Here is a 17,589-nt window from a genome sequence, read left to right on the forward strand (position 1 = left end):
TCTTTTTCTTTAAGAGCGCAAAAAAAAAGCGGTGTCGGTGAGGAAGTCGCGGAAGCCGTGAGCGTGCAGAAGGTCGAAGCGGCGCAGGTAACTGATGGCGCCCAGGCTGAAGCCGTAACCCATCATATCCGCCTGCACCGGAAGGCGGCGGATGGCGACACCGTCGATGATTTCCTTTTCCGGCAGATGCGGATCGGTGTGCAAATAGGTGGTGAGGATCGGTGAGGGCACGCCCTGCTTTTCCAGATGACGTGACAACTCCCAAGCCTGACGGGAGGCGTCGTCTTCCTCCGGGAGGAAGGTTTGCAGGGTTCTCAGAATTCTCAAGGTTCAACCGGGAGAGAAGGGTTGAAAGCAAGAAGCGCACTGCACGCATTCTACCGCAGGGGGCGGAGGCTGTAAACGGGCGAAAAAGGAAGGGGCCGAAGACCCAGCGGGGACAGGGTGAACCGGGTCAACGGCCCCAAGTGGCTTCTCATCTCCAGGTTAGGGAAACTTGGAAAGGGAGATTACACTGCCTGAGAAGCCAAGTCGTATTTCGAACGGGCGCGCAGGACTTTCTTCCGGCCCTGCTGCGAAGCCTGGCGCACGCGCTGAGCCATCGTCTTCAGGATCAGCATCAACGCCTGCGGATTCTGCCGCACGGTGCGCAACATCTCTTCCTTGGACACGATGGCCACCACGCCGTCTTTCAGGGCGCGGACCGTGGCGGTGCGCGGGCGGCTTTCGATGACGCCCAGCTCGCCGAAAATATCGTCGGGCCGCAGAACGTCGATCACTTCCACGCGGCCGTCGCGATTCTGTCGGGATACTTCAAACTCGCCTTTCTCGACCACGAAGATGAAGTCACTCTGACTGCCTTCGCGGAAGAGGATCTGGCCTTCTTTTAAGTATTGACGGGTTTTCATGGTTCAAGTCTCCATACCAAATAGTCAGGTTGCAGAAGGTAAAGCAAATACCTTGCCAACCCAAGGGCTAGGAACTCTAAAAATGCAAATACGTTGATTAAGGCCGGTTTAGGAGGGGCTGGGCTGATTGCGAAAGTGTGTGCTCATGCACAGAAGTTGGTCAATAAAAGATAAATTTTTTAAAATATTTATGTAATTTTATACAGTATGATTCGCAGGTGTATGGATTAGAGGGGTGATGCATGGGGTGAGGGAGGGGCGCCACGGTGGGGATATGAGCCTGTTCAGTCTTTCAGTTCTTGGTTGATGTGCAGGATCATTTCGTTGAGGCGGCCGAAGAAGTGTTTGTTGAAGTGGAGAGTCAGCCGCGGCAGGTTGGGTGCCTCGTTGGTGCTCACCTCCTCCGGCAGGGCCTCGGATTTCTGGATTTCGCCGCGCAGGAGGATGTCCTTGTACTCGCTGTTCAGGTCCTTGACCAGCGAATCGGGGATGGGTTTGATGAAGCGCAGGACGGTGAGGTCGTGAACATAGCGGAACGAGTGGTACACGCTGTAGTAGTCGAGGATGTAATCGACGCCCTCCTCGACGGTTTTGACGCTTTTGAACAGGCTCAGGTCCGCCTCGGAGATATAGCCGTTGTCGAGCAGTTCGTTCTGCACGTAGGCCTCCCAGCGTTGCCAGTAGGTGTCGTCTTCCGCGTCGGCCAGCACGATGGGCCGCGGCTCCGTTTTTCCGGTCTGGAACAGGGTGAGGTTTTCGAAGCCTTCATCGAGGGTGCCGAATCCGCCGGGGAACAGCACGGTGGCGTCGGATTCCTTGATAAAAAACAGCTTGCGCGTGAAGAAGTACTTGAACTCCATCAGCTTGGGGTCGCCGTGGATGTGCCGGTTGGCGCGCTGTTCGAAGGGCAGATCGATGTTGATGCCGAAACTGCGATCGGGTCCGGCCCCGGCGTTGGCCGCTTCCATGATGCCGCCGCCCGCGCCGGTGATGATCATCATCCCCCGGTCCGCCAGCTGTTCGGCGAACTCCCGCGCCATCATGTAGTTGGGATCGGTGTATGCGGTGCGGGAGGAGCCGAAGATCACCGCCTTGCGGGAATTGCGGTAATGGTCGAACACGCGAAAGGCGTGACGCAGTTCCTTTAATGTGGTATTCATGAGTTTGTAATCGCCCCGGTCCTGATGTTCCAACCCGACTTTGACCAGCGTCGTCAGCATTTCGCGGAACAGGTCGCGCAGGGAAGGGTCGGTGCAGAATTCTTGCAGTTGGGCAATCAACTCCTCGGCTTTGGGGTCTCCTACGCTATAATGGTTCTTGGACATCCACGAACTCCAGCAACCGGGCGCATCCCGGTCAACCGCAATGAAAAAAGAGGATTTACCTTATCATGAATGATTCGCGCAAGGAATCTGAAAAGGAAGGCACGGGCATGAGCGACGCGAATACGAAGATCCTGTTGTATTCGATCATCGGCATGCTGGCGCTGGGGTTCCTGTCCGTGCTGTTCGTCATCGTTCCCTGGTTGTTGCATGACGACTCCCCGTCCTGGAAACAGATTTTGGTGGACGATTCCATCGTGCTCGTCACCATCGCGATGTTCGTTTACGGTTTTTACATGAACACCAAGATTCATTGATCCCGTCTTCGCCGCACTCCTTGCCCGCAGCCCGAAACCCGTCAACCCGATTCAAGATTACGGAGCACACACCATGGCCAAATCCTGTTCGTTTGATATTGTGTCCGAAGTGGACCTGAGCGAAGTCCGCAACGCCGTCAACCAGGCGATGATGGAAATCCGCCAGCGGTTCGATTTCAAAAACAGCAAAAGCAACGTCGAGCTGGAGGAAAAAGAAAACCGGCTGGTGCTCGTCTCCGACGACGAGATCAAGCTGAAATCCGTCATCGATATTTTGCAGAGCAAGCTGATCAAACGCAAGGTGCCGATCAAGGCGCTCGATTACGGCAAGGTGGAGGCGGCGGCGGGCGACACCGTGCGCCAGTACGTGACCCTGCAACAGGGCATCCCGCAGGACAAGGGCAAGGAGATCGTCAAGTTCATCAAGGGGCTCAAGGTGAAAGTGCAGGGGCAGGTGATGGACGACCAGGTGCGCGTGACCGGCAAGAGCCGGGACGACCTGCAGGAAGTGATCGCTCAGCTCAAGGCAGAGGATTTTGACATCGCCATGTCATTCACCAATTACCGGTGAGGTCTTGACCGGAAGCAGGTCGGGGCGCCGGAGCCGCATCACCATCACTCCAAAAATCGCCAGCGTCAGCAGCGTGCCGCACAACCCCAGCACCATCTCGCCAATGTAAAACGTCACCGCCAGATTGAACAGCAGGACGCCGAGGTAGAGCGCCGGTCCCAACAGCGCCTGGTATGGCACTTCGCGCCGGCCAACGTCACGGAAGCCCGGCCGCCCTTCCAGCCAGCGGTTGATGCGCGTGAAGCAGAACAGGATCGCCGCTCCGGTGATCACCCAGCCGCCGAAGTTGGTGAGCGGGATGTTGAAGTACTCGCCCTCCTCCTGGTACGTGTAGATCTTGCCCAGAAACCAGCGGTCGCCGCGGAAGGCGACGGGATCGATCACCACGTCCATCAGCATGAACAGCACCGCGCCGGAAAACACCACCTTCAACGAGTGGCGCACCTTCGACGTGTCGCCGAAACAGATATCCCAGCCGTTGCGCTTGAGTGGTGCATACAAAAACAGCGCCATGGTGTAGGCAACGTACGACAGAAATGAATACGACAGCGAATCCATGAACGGCACGTTGGCGATCCACAACTCCTGGCCGCGGGTGGTGTCGATGTAGCTGTAGTAGCCGTAAGGGAAGCCGTTGCGCGTCGAGGAGTATTCGCTGAGGAAGGCGATGCCGTAGGCGACGACGGTGAACAACGCCGCGCGCTTGGCGCCGAAGTGCCAGACCGCGAGCGTCAGGTAAATCGCCAGGAAGACAAACACGTAGGGGCGGAGCAGGACCGTCCCGATCAGCAGATTGAGAAATTCCATAACAGGTCGTGTGGGTGCAATCTCAGCGGGCAAGCCCGTGTTCGCGCATCCAGTGAACGGCGTCGCTCAGCGCCTGCTCCACCGGGTTCTGCGGCAGTCCCAGTTCCCGGACTGCCTTGGACGCATCGAAGTACATGTGATACTTCGCCATCTTGACGCCGCCCAGCGGCACCGCCGGTGGCTTATGCGTGATGACGTTCGACACCGCATCGCACACCCAGCCCGCCGCGTACGCCACCCAGTAAGGCATCTGCACTTTCGGCGCGGGAATGCCGGTGATCTTCGACAGCGTGTCGAGGATTTCCTTGAGCGACATGTTGCGGTTGCCCAGGATGTAGCGTTCGCCCGCCTTGCCGCGTTCTTCCGCCAGCAGGTGGCCGCGCGCGCAGTCGCGCACGTCGATCAGGTTCAGCCCGGTGTCGAGGTATGCGGGCATGTTGCCGTTCAGGAAATCCTGGATCACCTTGCCGGTCGGCGTGGGTTTGATGTCACGCGGGCCCACCGGTGCACTGGGGTTGACGATGACCACCGGCAGCCCGTTGTTCGCAAACTCCAGCGCCACCTGTTCCGCCTCCCACTTCGAGCGCTTGTAATCGTTGCACAGCGTGGCCTGATTGAACGGTGTGGTTTCGTTGCCCGGCGTGCCGTTGCCGGTGAGGCCGATGCACCCGACGGTGCTGGTGTAAACCACCCGCTCGAGGCCCGCCTGCTTCGCCGCGTTCAGGATGTTCTTCGTGCCCTGGACATTGATGTCGTACACCATCTTGCGGTCGCGGTTCCACAAACTGTAATAGGCGGCGGCATGGTAGAGGGTGCCGCACTTGTCGAGCGCACGCGTAAGCGAGTCCGGATCGCGCAGGTCGCCGTGCACGACTTCGACGTCGAGTCCGGAAAGGTTGCGCAGGTCCGATCCCTGCCGCACCAGCACGCGCACCGTGCGGCCGGACAGGATCAACTCCCGCGCAATCGCCGAACCCAGAAACCCCGTTGTGCCTGTTACCAGTGTTTTCATTTTTGGATTGAGATGGTCATACAGTTAGTGAGTTTATCCCTTACCCTCCCTTTGCAAAGGGGAGGGCGTGGACGCGTGCTTTTTAGTGCGTCACTCTATGGCTGTTTTCAGAAGGGAGCGGGTGGCTGACTCTGTCACCTAAAAGAACACTTCGACGTCCGCCTTGTCGCGCAACTCTTGCACCAGTTTGTCCTTTTCTTTCTTCACTTCTTCTTTGAGCAGGTGGTTCAACAAATCCGTCTTCACCTGGTCAAGCGGAACCGCCTCCTCCGGGTGCGTTGCGTCAAGGCGCAGGATATGGAATCCGTACTGACTGCGCACGATGCCGGAGGTCTGCCCCGGCTTCATTTTGGAGATGGCTTCGTAAATCTCTTCCGGCATTTCGTCCCGGGCCATAGTACCCCATTTGCCGCCGTTTTGGCGGGTTTCCTCGTGTTCGGAATATTCTTTGGCGATGTCCTCAAACGACTTGCCGGACTGAATTTCCTTGAGCGCTTTTTCTATTTTCTTCCGCGCGTCGGCCTCCACCATGTCCTGCAGTTTGTGAAAGCGTTTCTTGAGTTTTGGATCTTCCGGCTCCTCCTGCCTCAGCGCGGCGGTGAAGATGTGTGAGAACTCCCAGCGCGGCGGTTGCAGAAACTGATCGCGGTTTTCCTGGTAATACGTTTTCACCGCTTCATCCGTCACGTTGGCCTTGGGCGCCAGTTTGGTGCGCGTGACCTGTTCTTCCACCAACTGCCTCTCGATGCTGGCGCGCAGGAGGCCCTCGTTCAATCCCTGCAGGCGGAGCGCGCGGTCGAACAGTTCTTCGGATGGAAACTGGCCGCGGATTTTTTCAATCTCGCTGCGTACGGCTTTGTCGTCGACGGTGATGCCCCACTGTTTCGCTTTCTGGAACAGCAGTTCCTGCCCGATGAGGTTGTCGAGCGCTTCTTTGGAGTACTGCGCCTCCTGCTCCGGGGTCACGCGGTGGCCCTGTTGCTGGTGGAACATCTTATACATCTGCACCTGGCTGGCCAGCATGGTGCCGGGGATTTCCCTGCCGTTGACAGTGGCGACGATCGGCGGCACGAGGCGTCCGTTGATTTCCATGCGCGCGTCCTCGGGCGCGTGTGTGTCCGCCACCTGTGCGATGGACACAGTCGGCCAAAACAGAACGGCCGCCAGCAGTGAAGTGAGCAGAAGTCGGGCAGGGGTTTTGAAGAGCATGTCAATTCCTTACAGGTTGATGAATGAACATTGTGCGAAACAAACGTCCGGCGAAAATAGACCGCAACCCCCCGGGCCCGGTGCCGTGACCGTTGTTGCGTGAATGCCGCAGGTGGAACGGACGGGGCGTCTTTGGGGCCATCGCAAATGAAGCCGGTCCCTGTTTCGAAGTTGCGCGGAGGCAACCGTTTGCGACCTTTTCCTGCACGCGAGTGATTCGGTTGCCGCCAGGTGTGGCTTGAAAGAGCATTGGCTCCATTATAGGCCGTTTGGACATTCGTGTAAAACGGGAGCCGGGGCGGGCAAAAAAAATCCCCCGGGCGAAACCGCCCGGGGGATGGGGATACAGGGTTGAAGAACGATCAGAACTTCAGGTCCAACTGAACGTAACCCCAGTTGGCGGAACCGTCACGCACAGTGGGTGAGTTACGTACCACACGCGGGTTGACCAGGTAAAAACCCTGATCTGCCCAGTAGTTGGAATACCCGGCAGTCATCGTCAGGTTCGAACTGTATTTGTGAACCAGGGTGATGTCCAGCTCGCGGCCCAGATCAATGTTCTCGGCCGGGGTTTTGAAGTAATGAAAGTCCGCTTTCACCGTCCAGTTGGACGCCGGGTTCATCGCGGTTTTAATGGCGATGTCCTCGAGACCCAGGTAGGACGTGTCGCCACCGGTGGCGTTCAGGTACGTGTCCATGTACCCGTAGAACTTGTGACCGGTGTCGTACAGGGTGTCAAAGGTACCCCAGATTCCGTCCTGAATATCCTCGGAGTCCGTACCGGAGAGCCGGTCGTACCACAAGGTGACGTTCGGGGTCCACATGACGTTCTTGAAGGTCTTGCCGACGCGCGCGCCGATCATGTACGCGCGGCGGTCAACACCCGAGCCGGCGCCCTTGGTGTAGGCGGTCAGGTTTGCGGCGGAAACCGCCTTTCCCGTCACCGGCATGGTCGTCGCGATGCCTTCCGCGCGGCCACCCTGGAAGTAACCTTCAAAGCGGTAGTCGAAACCGCCAGCGCTACCGGCGATGCGACCACCCACGGTGATCATCTCGTTGGCCGGATTGCCAGCGGACGTGCCGGAACCGTTCCAGGAGTTGTCCACCGTGATGACCAGGTACGGAGAGATCACTGCATTCGGAACCAGCGTCTTGATGTTGCCCCAGAACACATGGTCTTCCCGGTCGCAGTTGTCACTCAGATCGCCACCGCCGAATCCGGTGCCACGGCCACAAGTACCCTGACCGAGCAGACCACCGGGACCGGCAGGACCCAGGTTGACGGGTGCACCGGCACTGTTGCCACCCACCGCGAACGGTACGGAACCATTCGCTTCAATGGCCTTGATGAAGATGTACGAAAACATGTTGTCGCCGTGGTGGTGGTCCAACCGGATGGCGTCCGAAGACTGTGCACCCGTGGTCCATCCGGTGTTGCCGAACAGGCGGTGTCCGTCCAGAACCACTTCCTGCCGACCGATTTTCAGGTCAGCGGGCATGCCAAAAAAATCCTGTACGGTGAAATAAGCCTGGTGGAGACCGACATCAACAAGTCCGTCGGCAGGAACAGCGGCGTTGCGGGGTCCGGGAGCGGGACCGGGGATGAGACCGCCGGTGCCAGCGCCGTAAACACCGCGGGCCTGGAACTGAATGAACGCGCCGATTTTGTCATCGATGTTGACGTCGGCGTTCAGTCGAATGCGGGTCAGGAAAAAATGGGTGGGATCGGTTTTCTTGTCGAAATCGTTTTGCTCAAAAATCTCGTATCGGGGTCGCATTTGACCGCCGAACTTGACACTGGCCGCCTGGGCGACCATGACGCCGGCCAACAAAACGGCCACCGTCACCGCACCTGCGGCTAAAAGTTTCCTTTTCATGCTTACCTCCTCCAAGTAAGGAAATGGAACTTGCTTAACTCACGGTATCAACGCTTATATGGGAAGCTCCTTGATCTTGAGCGAACTTTTCTCGCGTCTTGCGGAGAGTGGGTCCTCCTCTTTTATGAAGGTTGGTGTTCGGGATCACTTCCAGTCATAGACGAACAACGTGGTCATCTTTTCATCCCGGAAGAGGCCGCCCTTGTCGGCCACGGTGGCTACGTGGACTTGATGTCTGCGGGAATCCTTCGTACCCACCACCTGGAATGCGGCCAGGTATCCCTTCTGTTTATTGGTTTCAAATGCCGTTTCCATCCCCTCCCTGTTGACGGCAATGAAAGCCAGACTACTGCTGTTGATTACGACCAATTCTGATAGCCAGTCGCCTCCAAACCGATGGTTTTTAGGGACCAGCAGGAACCGTTGGTTCCTTTTTTGGACCGGCACCAGCCTGCCTTTGTAGCGGACGGGTCTGGGGACGTAAGGGTCTGTAAAATCAACATAAGGCTGATCTTTCAGCCCAACTTCGATCTGCCGCGGGTCGTGCCCGTAGTAATCCTCTGATTTTACTAGCAGTTTTCCGTCGGTCGAATATACCCTTAAATTGTAATTCTTGTCAAGGACAATTATTTCAATGGATTTGTCGAAATTCGTGTCCTCCAGAGCCAGTCCGTAGAGGGTCGTTTCCTGATTCAAAAACCGCTCGACGCCCAGCTTTGCACCTTCTTTGTAGGTTTTATCCTTATATATCATATGGTGGATTTCTGACCCAAACGGTTCTTCCACTCCGGGCCGTTGGGTGAGGAGCCGGGGGACCCCCTCGTAGGAACGAATTACCCTGAAATACCGGTTGAGGCCGGTGGCGATTTTCTGGAACCGCGTCTGCCCTTCAGCCTGTTCGAGGATGAAGCTCTCCAACTTTTTGCCGACCTGGTTGGTGACGAAGATTTCCGCGCGGCCGTTGCCGTTGATGTCCGCCACGTCCACGGTGAGGAACCGGTTGAACTCTGCCGGCACGCGGATGGTGCCGATCTTGTCATAGTGTCCTTTGACGTAGTGGTAAATCATCACCTGGTTGCGGTCGATGAATACGAACTCGGGATCGCCGTCGCCGTCGAGGTCGCCCACATCCATATCCACCAGCACGAAGTCGAAGTCCTGCTTGCTGACGAACTGCACCGCGCCCAGGTCCTTGGCGGCCTGTGATTGTGCGCCCGTCTCCGGCGTGGCCAGTGCGGTGACCTCATCGAACACCACGCGCGCTTCCTGCAGGACGGCACCGTCCTCTACCGCGACCAGGCGGTAACGAAGCACCGTCTGGTCCTGGACCGTCTCCACCCGGGACAGGAGAAGCAGGTCGATGTCGATTTCCTTATCCAGCTTTTTCAGCACCTGCGTCTTCATGAGGTCGGCGGGTTGCAGGTTCTGATCCAGCATCCATGCCTGCAAACCGAACGCGGGCACCTCCATGCGCGGCCGTTTTTTGAGCGCGCGTTCGAGGGCCAGCCCCACCGCCTGCGTGTCGAGCGACAGGCCTTCCTCCTGCAGAACCGGCGCGGACAGGATGATCATTTTGCGGAAGCGGCTTTCCACGCCGTCGCCGTTCTGAATCGGTTCGTTGGTTTTCAGCGTGCGCGCAACGGAATAGTTGGTGCGCACCTCGGTCACCTCGATGACGCCGATGTCGGTTTCTTTTCTGCCGATGACCTCGCCCGTCACCGGGTGCACGATCTGCTCGCCGTAGCGCATGACTTTCAACCGGTCGCCGGTGTGGACCGGTTGTCCCTTTTTGAGGTCAATCAGCACCTCGCCGTTTTCCACCGACAGGACGATGCCCTGGATGTCGGGGAACTGCGCCTCGATCTGCTCCGCCATGCGGTCGAATCCGCTGGCGGCCCAGAGAGGGAACGCCCAAACGGACATTAGAATGAAAACGGTGAAAAAAATCCTTGGAGTGCGGGGGTGGGGGAAAATGTTCGGCATCGGCCTCAGGTATTCAGGAGTTGGACGGTGACCCGCTCGTCCTTCCGGAGTTCGCTTTTCTCCAGCGGGAACACGAGCAGGCCGTTGGCGGCGACGGTGGACTTGAGCACGCCGGACCCCTGCTGTTCCGCGGGGGTCACGGTGCAGTCGCCGCCGTCCCAGGAGACCACGGCACTCATGAAATGCACGCGGTCGGTTTTTTTCTTTATGGTTTCAGTGAGCGTCGCCTGCACCGTCCGCGGGCTCAGGTCGCACGCCCCCATCATCTTCTTGATCGCCGGGCGCACGAACTGCTCGAACGACACGAACGAGGACACCGGGTTGCCCGGCAGGCCGAACACCGGCGTCTCGCCGATCTTGCCGAAGGCGAGGGGCTTGCCCGGTTTCATGGCGACTTTCCAGAACACCATCTCGTTGCCCATTTTTTTCAGGCTCGCTTTCACCAGGTCGTAATCGCCCACCGACACGCCGCCGGAAGAGAGCACGATGTCGCTTTCCAGCGCCCACTCGAATTTTTCAAGGAGGTCCTTCTCGTCGTCTTTGGCGATGCCCATGTAGCGCGGCAGGCCGCCGGCCGAGGCCACCTGCGCCATCAGCATGTAGCCGTTGCTGTTGTATATCTGCGCGCCTTCCGGCACCTGGTCAAGATCGACGATCTCGTCGCCGGTGGAGAGGATGGCTACCGTGGGGCGCTGGCCGACGGTGACGCTGCTTCTGCCGCACACCGCCATCATGCCCACGTGCGCCGGGGTGATGACGCCGCCTTTCGGCACCACCACGTCACCGGTCTTCACATCTTCGCCCGCAAGGCGGATGTTCTCGCCCACCGTCGCCTTGTCCTTGGCGTACACGAAACTGCCGTTCTTGTCGGTGTCTTCCTGCATCAATACCGTGTCGGCGCCGGGCGGGATGGGGGCGCCGGTCATGATGCGGATGGCCTGGTTCGATTTCAGTGTGATCTTGCCGATGGAGCCTGCGGCGACCTCGTCCACGAGTTCCAGCTTGACCGGGCTCTCCGGCGTTGCCGACTGAATGTCGCCCGCGATCACCGCGTAGCCGTCCATTGCCGAGTTGTCGAGCGGCGGGTTGTTGCGGCGCGCGGTGATGTCTTCCGCCAGCACGCGTCCCAGCGCTTCGGTGATGGAGACCTTTTCCAGTCCCTTGGGTTCGATTTTGGCGAGGATGCTGGCGAGCGCCTCGTCGACGGTGATCATGCCCATTTCAGTCTTCCTCCTGTTCCCGCTTCACCCGGGCCACTTCGTATTCCTCGGGCGTGTTGACGTTCATGAAATCGGAGCGTTTGTCTTCCGGCACGCTGATGCAGTGAAACGGCAGTTCATTGATGATGCGCGACAACGACAGCTCGCGCCGCGACATGGCCTCGAACAGCGGCACGATGAACTTGGGTTCGTAAATGCCGCACATGGGCTCCACGCCGAGGCGTCCTTTCTTCATATAACAGGTGCCGTAGCGGAGCGGGTCGCGCTGTTCGATGATGTGCCGGACGTTGCGTTCCTTCAGGAACGGCATGTCACAGGCGACCACCAGCCACGCCTTGTCCGGATGGTTGGCCATCAAAGTGGCGAGACCGCCCACCGGACCCAGTCCGTTGTGCTCGTCGTTCAGCCGTTCGCAGTTGGTGAGGGCTTCGAGATCGCCCAGGTCCTGGTCCGGCCGCGCCGACAACACCACTTTATCGCAGAACCGCGACAACAAGTCCACCATCCGTTCGGCCTCCGTCTTTCCGTTGTAGGCGAGCGAGAACTTGGCCTTGCCCATGCGTTTGCTCTGCCCGCCGATGAACACGCCGCCATAGATCGGACTCGTGCACCGAAGAAAATGACCGCGCACGAATTCGTAAATGCGGTCCACCTCGTCGCGGTGAAACAGCGGGATGCCGAGATCGGTCAGCCCCGTGTCGTCGATCACGCCCTGGTGCACCACGGCTTTGATGCCGGTGTCGTCGCGGGAGATCGGCAGACGGCCTTCGGCGTCGAGGAACACGATCTTGTTGAACGGTGATTTCTTGTAACCCTCGATGAGGATGCAGTCGCACTGCTCGAGGGCGTGCGTGATGGAGCGTTTCTTGAACGGGTTCTCGGCGATGATGGCGAAGTGTTCGGGGTCGTTGATGGTGAGGATGCCCGCCCCCGCCTGTTGCGCGCGCCAGGTGTCCTTGCCTTCCTTGTCCATCTGGAAGCGGTGCGCGTCGTGCTTGTAATACCCGGCGCGGATGTGGTCGCGGCGGAACCGCTTGATCAATTCCACGAGCAGGGTGGTTTTGCCCACGCCGGAGAACCCGGCAAAGCAGAGGAAAGGGGTCTTGAAGCGTTCCCAGTAGCGGTCCATGCGGTTTTCTTTAATAACCTCCCACAAGGCTTGCCAAAACAGAGGGTTTCGCCAATGGGACAAGGTATAAGTTATTCAATTATTGAGATTTAGCTATTATTGGCGATAACTCGCGGACTGTCAATAAGTTTCCATTCCTCAACAACGGAAGCTAGTCGGTTGCAAAAAGGGTTTATTCAGAAAAAAGATGAGTTGCGAAGCAGGTTGCAAGCAAGCGCAACGTTGCAATTATGCGGTAGCGCAACAGTCCGGGTCCAGCCCACAGTGCAAAATAGCTCAAAAAAAGTGATTTGGAGCGCATCCGACGGTTTGGCACGAGCCTTGTAATGGAATGGGGGCAGGATGTTTCATGCAATTTATTCACCTCAGTAGGAGTTAGAGTTAATGGTTGAATTACCTACCCGCTTTCGTTTGAAACCCATTCAGCTGGTTCTGTTTTTGTTTTTCCTGTCCTGTGCCGCACCGGCGTGGTCGCATGGCGACTCCGTCATGGCCACGGCGCCGCACGTGCCGTCGCCCACCAAGCGGTCTGATGCGAAAACCGTGGAAGTGCATTTTGAGGCGAAGGAATTCGTCGGCGACCTGGCAGAGGGATTGGGAAAAGGCATCAAATATAAATTCTGGAGCTACAACGGCACCGTTCCGGGTCCCATGGTGCGTGTGCGCGTGGGTGATACGGTGCAGTTTCACCTGACCAATCCGAAGACCAACTCGCAGGATCACAACATCGACATGCACGCGGTGAACGGTCCGGGTGGCGGTGCGGCAGTGATCACCGTCGCTCCGGGCGAGACCCGTGTCTTCTCGTACAAGGCGTTGGCTCCCGGCCTGTTCATTTACCATTGCGCGGCGGGGCAGATCGTTGACCACATTGCCAACGGCATGTACGGCCTGATCCTGGTCGAGCCGGAAGGCGGCCTGCCGCCGGTGGACCGCGAATACTACGTCATGCGGAGCGAATTCTTCACCACCCAGAAGAAAGAAGGACTGGTGGAATTCGACATCCAGCGCGGTCTGGATGAGAACCCGACCTACGTTGTGTTCAACGGCAAGGAAGGCGGCGTGATGTTTGAGAACGCGCTCAAGGCCAAGGTTGGTGAAACCGTGCGCATCTACTACGGCAACATCGGTCCCAACCGGGTGTCTTCGTTCCACATTATTGGTGAAATCTTCGACAAGGTGTACATGGAAGGCGCAATCGGTGGACTGGTGAACACCAACGTGCAGACCACGATGATTCCTTCCGCGGGGGCGACCATTGTCGAGTTCAAAGTGGATGAGCCGGGCACGTATGCCCTGGTGGATCACAGCATTTTCCGGGTGGCGAAAGGGGCGATCGGTCACCTGGAGGTGGAAGGGGAAGCAGATCCTTCCGTCTTTCGAGCCGGGAAATAACCCCCACCCGGCTTGAAGCTCGCCCCACTCCCCCAACCCTCGTTCCTTCCCCGCGCAAGCGGGGAAGGAGCTGGTTGTTTGGAAGCTCAGCGGCGCTGGAGGGCAACTTGATTTTCCTCCGGCCGGCCTTTTGGAATACCCCCTCCGGGGGACTATTCAATACAGGGTCACCCATGTAATATGCATGGAGCCGTTTTATAAATTCCAAACAGGAGGGTTTTGGCATGCGTCCACAAATAGTTCCTGTTCGAATTTCAGTTTTGTTGCTGGCATTGTTGCTTTCTGCCGTCCCCACTGTGTACGCGGACACATCGCATAAAATGTTCGCCCCGAATGTCCCCACCTCCATTCACCGCACCTCACCGAAAACCATCGACATTCATTTTGAAGCCAAAGAGTACGTGGGAAAACTGGCGGATGGCGTGAACTATGAGTTCTGGAGTTTCGACGGCGCGGTGCCGGGTCCGATCGTGAGAGTGCGTGTCGGGGATACGGTGCAGTTTCATCTGTCCAATGCCGCGTCCAACACCCAACAGCACAACATCGACATTCATGCGGTCAATGGGCCGGGAGGAGGCGCGGTCGCCAGCAACGTGTCGCCGGGTGAATCCAAGGTGTTCACCTTCAAGGCGCTGACGCCGGGCCTTTATATCTATCATTGTGCCGCCGGTTCGATCGTCGATCACATCGCCAATGGCATGTACGGGCTGATGCTGGTGGAGCCGGAGGAGGGCCTGCCCACGGTGGACCGTGAGTTTTACGTGATGCAGAGTGAGTTTTTCACAGGGGAACCGGATGACAACGGCCTGGCCGCGTTTGACCTCATGAAGGGGCTTGAAGAACACCCCACCCATGTGGTGTTCAATGGCCAGGACGGTGCTCTGCTGGGCGACAACGCCCTGCATGCCAAGGTGGGAGAAACGGTGCGTATATACTTCGGCAACATCGGGCCAAATAATGTGTCGTCATTTCACATCATCGGTGAAATTTTTGACCGGGTGTATGTGGAAGGCGGTTTCGGCGGGGTCCGGACCGGTATCCAAACCACCATGGTGCCGTCCGCCGGTTCCACCATCGTTGAGTTTACAGTGGATGTGCCGGGGACCTATGTGCTGGTCGATCACAGCATCTTCCGCGTCGCCCGGGGCGCCATCGGTCATCTGGTTGTGACCGGGGAGGAGGACCCCGGCGTTTTCAAATTCGGAAAATAAGACCCATGCGTAGAGGGACGGGCCTGCCCGCTCCCTTGCCAGGGGCGGCTTGAATGAGGAGCGGGGGCTTCACGCCGGGATGTTGAACTCTTTCATTTTGCGCCACAGGGTGATGCGATGCACGCCCAGTTCGCGCGCGGCGTGAGACTGGTTGCCGCCCGCGCGCTGCAGCGCCTCGGTCACCATCTCGCGGGTCAGCCACTTGCGGCGGCGGACGGAGGTGCTTCGTCCGGCAGGAGCCTTGGCGGAAGGCAGTTGCAGAAATGCCGGCAGGTCCGCGCGTTGGATGCGGGGACCGGAGCACTTCACGCAGGCATGTTCGACCACGTTTTCCAGTTCACGGATGTTGCCCGGCCAGGAGTGGTCGAGCAGAGAACCCAGCGCGTCGTCGGCGATGCCGTCGATGGCTTTCACGTGCTGGGCGTTCCAGCGTTTTATGAAATGTTCGACAAGATACGGGATGTCCTCGTTGCGCTCGCGGAGCGGCGGCAGGTGCAGGGGGATGACGTTCAGCCGGTAGTACAAATCCTCGCGGAACCGGCCTGCCTTCACTTCTTGCAGGATGTCCTTGTTGGTGGCGGCGATGATGCGGATGTCCACCGGCCGCGTCACGTTCTCGCCCACGCGCTCCACTTCCTTCTCCTGCAGAACGCGTAACAGTTTGACCTGGATGGTGGGGGTGAGGTCGCCGATCTCGTCCAGAAAAATCGTCCCGCCGTGCGCTTCTTCGAAACGGCCGATGCGGTCGCGGAGCGCCCCGGTGAAGGCGCCCTTGGCGTGGCCGAACAGCTCGCTTTCCAGCAGGGTGTCGGCGAAGGCGGTGCAGTTGACCTTGATCAGGTTCTTGCCTGCGCGCGGGCTCTCGTAGTGCAGGGCGCGCGCCACCAGCTCCTTGCCGGTGCCGCTCTCTCCCTGAATGAACACGGTCGAATCGTAAAACGCGACGTTTTGAATGGTCTCGAACAACTCCTTCATCACGTGGCTTTTACCGATCATGTTGCCGAAGGAGTGGACTTCCTTGAGTTCCTCGCGCAACTGCGAGATTTCGGTGACGTCGTTCAAAGCCACCACCACCCGCGTTCCTGCCTTGTCCTGTTGCAGAATGCCCGCCTGAAACTCGCCCATCCGCTTCGCCCCGTCCTTGCGCAGGAAGGAGGAGGTGAAATTCACCTCCCGGTTGTTCCCGTTTTTGACCGTCAGGCACAGCTCGCAGTTGTTCAGGCACACGCTCTGATCGAGGATGGTGATGCACTTGCGGCCCAGCACCTCGTCGCGGCGGTAGCCGGTGATGCGTTCCGCCGCGTCGTTGAAATAACGGATATCCAGGTTCTCGTCGTAAACAAAAACCGCCTCTTTGAGGAGATTGATGATGGATTCGATGTTGTCAGCCGGTCGTGAGTTCATGGGAATTCGAGATTGCAGAAAGTGGATGGATCAGGATGCTATTCCAGATAGTACCGGGTTGCAGTGAGTGTTGCAAATATATGTTGCAACAATGCAATTGGTGGAGGGGCTCTATATTGCTAAAAACAGATGGTTTTTGGGGTGTTGCATGAAGTGCGGAAGCCCCGTCCGGGGCCATCCCGAAGCCTTTCCCAGGTTCCCCGGGCACCCTGTTTGGGCGTCCCGGTTTCGGGTTGTGGCGGTTTCCGCCGGATTGATATACTTTTTGTATGAATGGCCGTGCCGGACCGGACACCACCGGGTGGCGTTTCCTCTTGGAGGCGGGATCATGAAACCCTTGTCCTTCTCTTATATTTTATTGATAGGCGTGTTTGCCGTAACCGGCGCCGTGCCGGAGCCGGCCTCCGCGGGCGGCGGAGGGGTGGGCTTTCATTCCTCGTTCAGCCGGAGTTCGGGCCTCAAAGGCCGCGTCGGTTCGAAATTTCAATCCAGCTTTCAGCGCCGTATCCGCACACAACAGGGGTTTCGCGACGGGCGCACCTTGTCGTTTCGTGGTCATCGCCGGCTGGGCGTATCGCCGCTTCGTCAGAAGTTTCTGTTTGGCCCCAACGCCCTGCGCGAGCGGCTGGATGAAAATTCACGGAAAATTCAAAAAGACCTGTTCCGCGATGCGCAGGAATTTCGTCCGCGCCATCCCGATTTCAAATTAAAACCCCAAGGCACACAAGGGTCCGGCAAAAAAGGTTTTCGCGGCCCGGGGTTCGGGCACCGGCATCGCGGGCGTTCGCCATTTTCCCTACGGCCGTTCGGCCGGCGCGGGTTTGCGGGACCGTTTCCCTTTGTCGGATCGTTCCAGCCGTTCGTGTTTTCTCCGGGGTTCGGCGTTTTGCGGTTTCCTCTGGGGACCACCACCAATGTCACCGCATTTCCGGGACGGAGCGATTTCGCCCAGCGCATTCTGGACCAGACGCAGGGCATCGGCTTCAAAACCCGGGTCCGCGACCAGAGTGTTTGGAGCAATCTGGATGTGGATGATTTTGCGTTGAAAAAAGAGGGTTCGGCAACGAAAACGGAACACCGCTCGCATCACCACCTGAAGCGCATGAAGAATGGCAGGAAAGTGTTTTCCGATTACGGCGGGCGGGTGATCGGCGGCCCGCAGATGGAAACCGGCTCCGCTCCGTCGTCCTTTTCCCTGCGTTGAAGGATGGGCCCTTTGTGCCC

General features: G+C 58.3%; 16 protein-coding genes. 5 read left to right on the forward strand and 11 right to left on the reverse strand.

The window, feature by feature from the left end; translation table 11 throughout:
* Nucleotides 1–9: 9 nt before the first annotated feature.
* The 3 genes from J2S31_RS02635 to J2S31_RS02645 all read right to left on the reverse strand — a co-directional run bounded on the left by J2S31_RS02635 (nucleotide 10) and on the right by J2S31_RS02645 (nucleotide 2,233).
* Nucleotides 10–327 (reverse strand): glycosyltransferase family 4 protein, encoded by a 318-nt coding sequence (locus J2S31_RS02635; protein ID WP_237099919.1) that lies wholly within the window; start codon nucleotides 325–327, stop codon nucleotides 10–12.
* A 182-nt stretch (nucleotides 328–509) separates the two neighbouring features.
* The gene (locus J2S31_RS02640; RefSeq protein WP_237097497.1) at nucleotides 510–908 is read right to left on the reverse strand and encodes a cyclic nucleotide-binding domain-containing protein; all 399 of its coding nucleotides are present in this window, start codon (nucleotides 906–908) and stop codon (nucleotides 510–512) included.
* Between the two features lie 284 nt (nucleotides 909–1,192).
* Nucleotides 1,193–2,233: a TIGR00730 family Rossman fold protein gene (locus tag J2S31_RS02645; RefSeq protein WP_237097498.1), complete on the reverse strand. Its 1,041-nt coding sequence runs from the start codon at nucleotides 2,231–2,233 to the stop codon at nucleotides 1,193–1,195.
* Nucleotides 2,234–2,298: 65 nt separating this feature from the next.
* Between J2S31_RS02645 and J2S31_RS02650 the strand changes: the two genes are divergently transcribed.
* Both J2S31_RS02650 and J2S31_RS02655 read left to right on the forward strand, forming a co-directional pair.
* On the forward strand, nucleotides 2,299–2,547 hold the full coding sequence (locus J2S31_RS02650) for a hypothetical protein (RefSeq protein ID WP_237097499.1): 249 nt from the start codon (nucleotides 2,299–2,301) through the stop codon (nucleotides 2,545–2,547).
* Nucleotides 2,548–2,620: 73 nt separating this feature from the next.
* Nucleotides 2,621–3,118: a YajQ family cyclic di-GMP-binding protein gene (locus J2S31_RS02655; protein WP_237097500.1), complete on the forward strand. Its 498-nt coding sequence runs from the start codon at nucleotides 2,621–2,623 to the stop codon at nucleotides 3,116–3,118.
* Here the strand turns inward: J2S31_RS02655 and J2S31_RS02660 are convergent.
* The 7 genes from J2S31_RS02660 to mobB form a co-directional block, all read right to left on the reverse strand.
* Entirely contained in the window at nucleotides 3,098–3,925 is an 828-nt protein-coding gene (locus J2S31_RS02660; protein ID WP_237097501.1) for a carotenoid biosynthesis protein, read from the reverse strand. The genes J2S31_RS02655 and J2S31_RS02660 overlap by 21 nt on opposite strands.
* A gap of 22 nt (nucleotides 3,926–3,947) precedes the next feature.
* On the reverse strand, nucleotides 3,948–4,937 hold the full coding sequence (gene hpnA / locus J2S31_RS02665; RefSeq protein WP_237097502.1) for a hopanoid-associated sugar epimerase: 990 nt from the start codon (nucleotides 4,935–4,937) through the stop codon (nucleotides 3,948–3,950).
* A gap of 138 nt (nucleotides 4,938–5,075) precedes the next feature.
* On the reverse strand, nucleotides 5,076–6,146 hold the full coding sequence (locus J2S31_RS02670) for a peptidylprolyl isomerase (protein WP_237097503.1): 1,071 nt from the start codon (nucleotides 6,144–6,146) through the stop codon (nucleotides 5,076–5,078).
* Nucleotides 6,147–6,508: 362 nt separating this feature from the next.
* A complete protein-coding gene (locus tag J2S31_RS02675) occupies nucleotides 6,509–8,023 on the reverse strand; it encodes an alginate export family protein (protein ID WP_237097504.1) in 1,515 nt (504 codons plus the stop codon).
* Nucleotides 8,024–8,167: 144 nt separating this feature from the next.
* Nucleotides 8,168–9,898 (reverse strand): FG-GAP repeat domain-containing protein, encoded by a 1,731-nt coding sequence (locus J2S31_RS02680; protein ID WP_237097505.1) that lies wholly within the window; start codon nucleotides 9,896–9,898, stop codon nucleotides 8,168–8,170.
* Nucleotides 9,899–10,011: 113 nt separating this feature from the next.
* Complete coding sequence (locus J2S31_RS02685) at nucleotides 10,012–11,220, reverse strand: molybdopterin molybdotransferase MoeA (protein ID WP_237097506.1); 1,209 nt, start codon at nucleotides 11,218–11,220, stop codon at nucleotides 10,012–10,014.
* A gap of 7 nt (nucleotides 11,221–11,227) precedes the next feature.
* On the reverse strand, nucleotides 11,228–12,355 hold the full coding sequence (gene mobB, locus J2S31_RS02690) for a molybdopterin-guanine dinucleotide biosynthesis protein B (protein WP_237097507.1): 1,128 nt from the start codon (nucleotides 12,353–12,355) through the stop codon (nucleotides 11,228–11,230).
* A 384-nt stretch (nucleotides 12,356–12,739) separates the two neighbouring features.
* Between mobB and nirK (J2S31_RS02695) the strand changes: the two genes are divergently transcribed.
* Both nirK (J2S31_RS02695) and nirK (J2S31_RS02700) read left to right on the forward strand, forming a co-directional pair.
* A complete protein-coding gene (gene nirK, locus J2S31_RS02695; RefSeq protein WP_237097508.1) occupies nucleotides 12,740–13,750 on the forward strand; it encodes a copper-containing nitrite reductase in 1,011 nt (336 codons plus the stop codon).
* Nucleotides 13,751–13,974: 224 nt separating this feature from the next.
* Entirely contained in the window at nucleotides 13,975–14,961 is a 987-nt protein-coding gene (gene nirK, locus J2S31_RS02700) for a copper-containing nitrite reductase (protein WP_237097509.1), read from the forward strand.
* 69 nt (nucleotides 14,962–15,030) lie between these two features.
* Here nirK (J2S31_RS02700) and J2S31_RS02705 read toward each other — a convergent pair whose 3' ends face one another.
* Entirely contained in the window at nucleotides 15,031–16,365 is a 1,335-nt protein-coding gene (locus J2S31_RS02705) for a sigma-54 interaction domain-containing protein (RefSeq protein WP_237097510.1), read from the reverse strand.
* A gap of 328 nt (nucleotides 16,366–16,693) precedes the next feature.
* Here J2S31_RS02705 and J2S31_RS02710 point away from each other — a divergent pair, with 328 nt between their 5' ends.
* On the forward strand, nucleotides 16,694–17,569 hold the full coding sequence (locus tag J2S31_RS02710) for a hypothetical protein (RefSeq protein WP_237097511.1): 876 nt from the start codon (nucleotides 16,694–16,696) through the stop codon (nucleotides 17,567–17,569).
* The last annotated feature ends 20 nt before the right edge of the window (nucleotides 17,570–17,589 follow it).

The sequence above is a fragment of the Nitrospina gracilis Nb-211 genome (assembly GCF_021845525.1).
Classification (GTDB): domain Bacteria; phylum Nitrospinota; class Nitrospinia; order Nitrospinales; family Nitrospinaceae; genus Nitrospina; species Nitrospina gracilis_A.

Excerpts from the sequence above, each read along its gene's own strand:
- J2S31_RS02640 (WP_237097497.1), bottom strand. The coding sequence starts at position 908 with ATGAAAACCCGTCAATACTTAAAAGAAGGCCAGATCCTCTTCCGCGAA.
- J2S31_RS02645 (WP_237097498.1), bottom strand. The coding sequence starts at position 2,233 with ATGTCCAAGAACCATTATAGCGTAGGAGACCCCAAAGCCGAGGAGTTG.
- J2S31_RS02650 (WP_237097499.1), top strand. The coding sequence starts at position 2,299 with ATGAATGATTCGCGCAAGGAATCTGAAAAGGAAGGCACGGGCATGAGC.
- J2S31_RS02655 (WP_237097500.1), top strand. The coding sequence starts at position 2,621 with ATGGCCAAATCCTGTTCGTTTGATATTGTGTCCGAAGTGGACCTGAGC.
- J2S31_RS02660 (WP_237097501.1), bottom strand. The coding sequence starts at position 3,925 with ATGGAATTTCTCAATCTGCTGATCGGGACGGTCCTGCTCCGCCCCTAC.
- hpnA (WP_237097502.1), bottom strand. The coding sequence starts at position 4,937 with ATGAAAACACTGGTAACAGGCACAACGGGGTTTCTGGGTTCGGCGATT.
- J2S31_RS02670 (WP_237097503.1), bottom strand. The coding sequence starts at position 6,146 with ATGCTCTTCAAAACCCCTGCCCGACTTCTGCTCACTTCACTGCTGGCG.
- J2S31_RS02675 (WP_237097504.1), bottom strand. The coding sequence starts at position 8,023 with ATGAAAAGGAAACTTTTAGCCGCAGGTGCGGTGACGGTGGCCGTTTTG.
- J2S31_RS02680 (WP_237097505.1), bottom strand. The coding sequence starts at position 9,898 with ATGGCGGAGCAGATCGAGGCGCAGTTCCCCGACATCCAGGGCATCGTC.
- J2S31_RS02685 (WP_237097506.1), bottom strand. The coding sequence starts at position 11,220 with ATGATCACCGTCGACGAGGCGCTCGCCAGCATCCTCGCCAAAATCGAA.
- mobB (WP_237097507.1), bottom strand. The coding sequence starts at position 12,355 with ATGGACCGCTACTGGGAACGCTTCAAGACCCCTTTCCTCTGCTTTGCC.
- nirK (WP_237097508.1), top strand. The coding sequence starts at position 12,740 with ATGGTTGAATTACCTACCCGCTTTCGTTTGAAACCCATTCAGCTGGTT.
- nirK (WP_237097509.1), top strand. The coding sequence starts at position 13,975 with ATGCGTCCACAAATAGTTCCTGTTCGAATTTCAGTTTTGTTGCTGGCA.
- J2S31_RS02705 (WP_237097510.1), bottom strand. The coding sequence starts at position 16,365 with ATGAACTCACGACCGGCTGACAACATCGAATCCATCATCAATCTCCTC.
- J2S31_RS02710 (WP_237097511.1), top strand. The coding sequence starts at position 16,694 with ATGAAACCCTTGTCCTTCTCTTATATTTTATTGATAGGCGTGTTTGCC.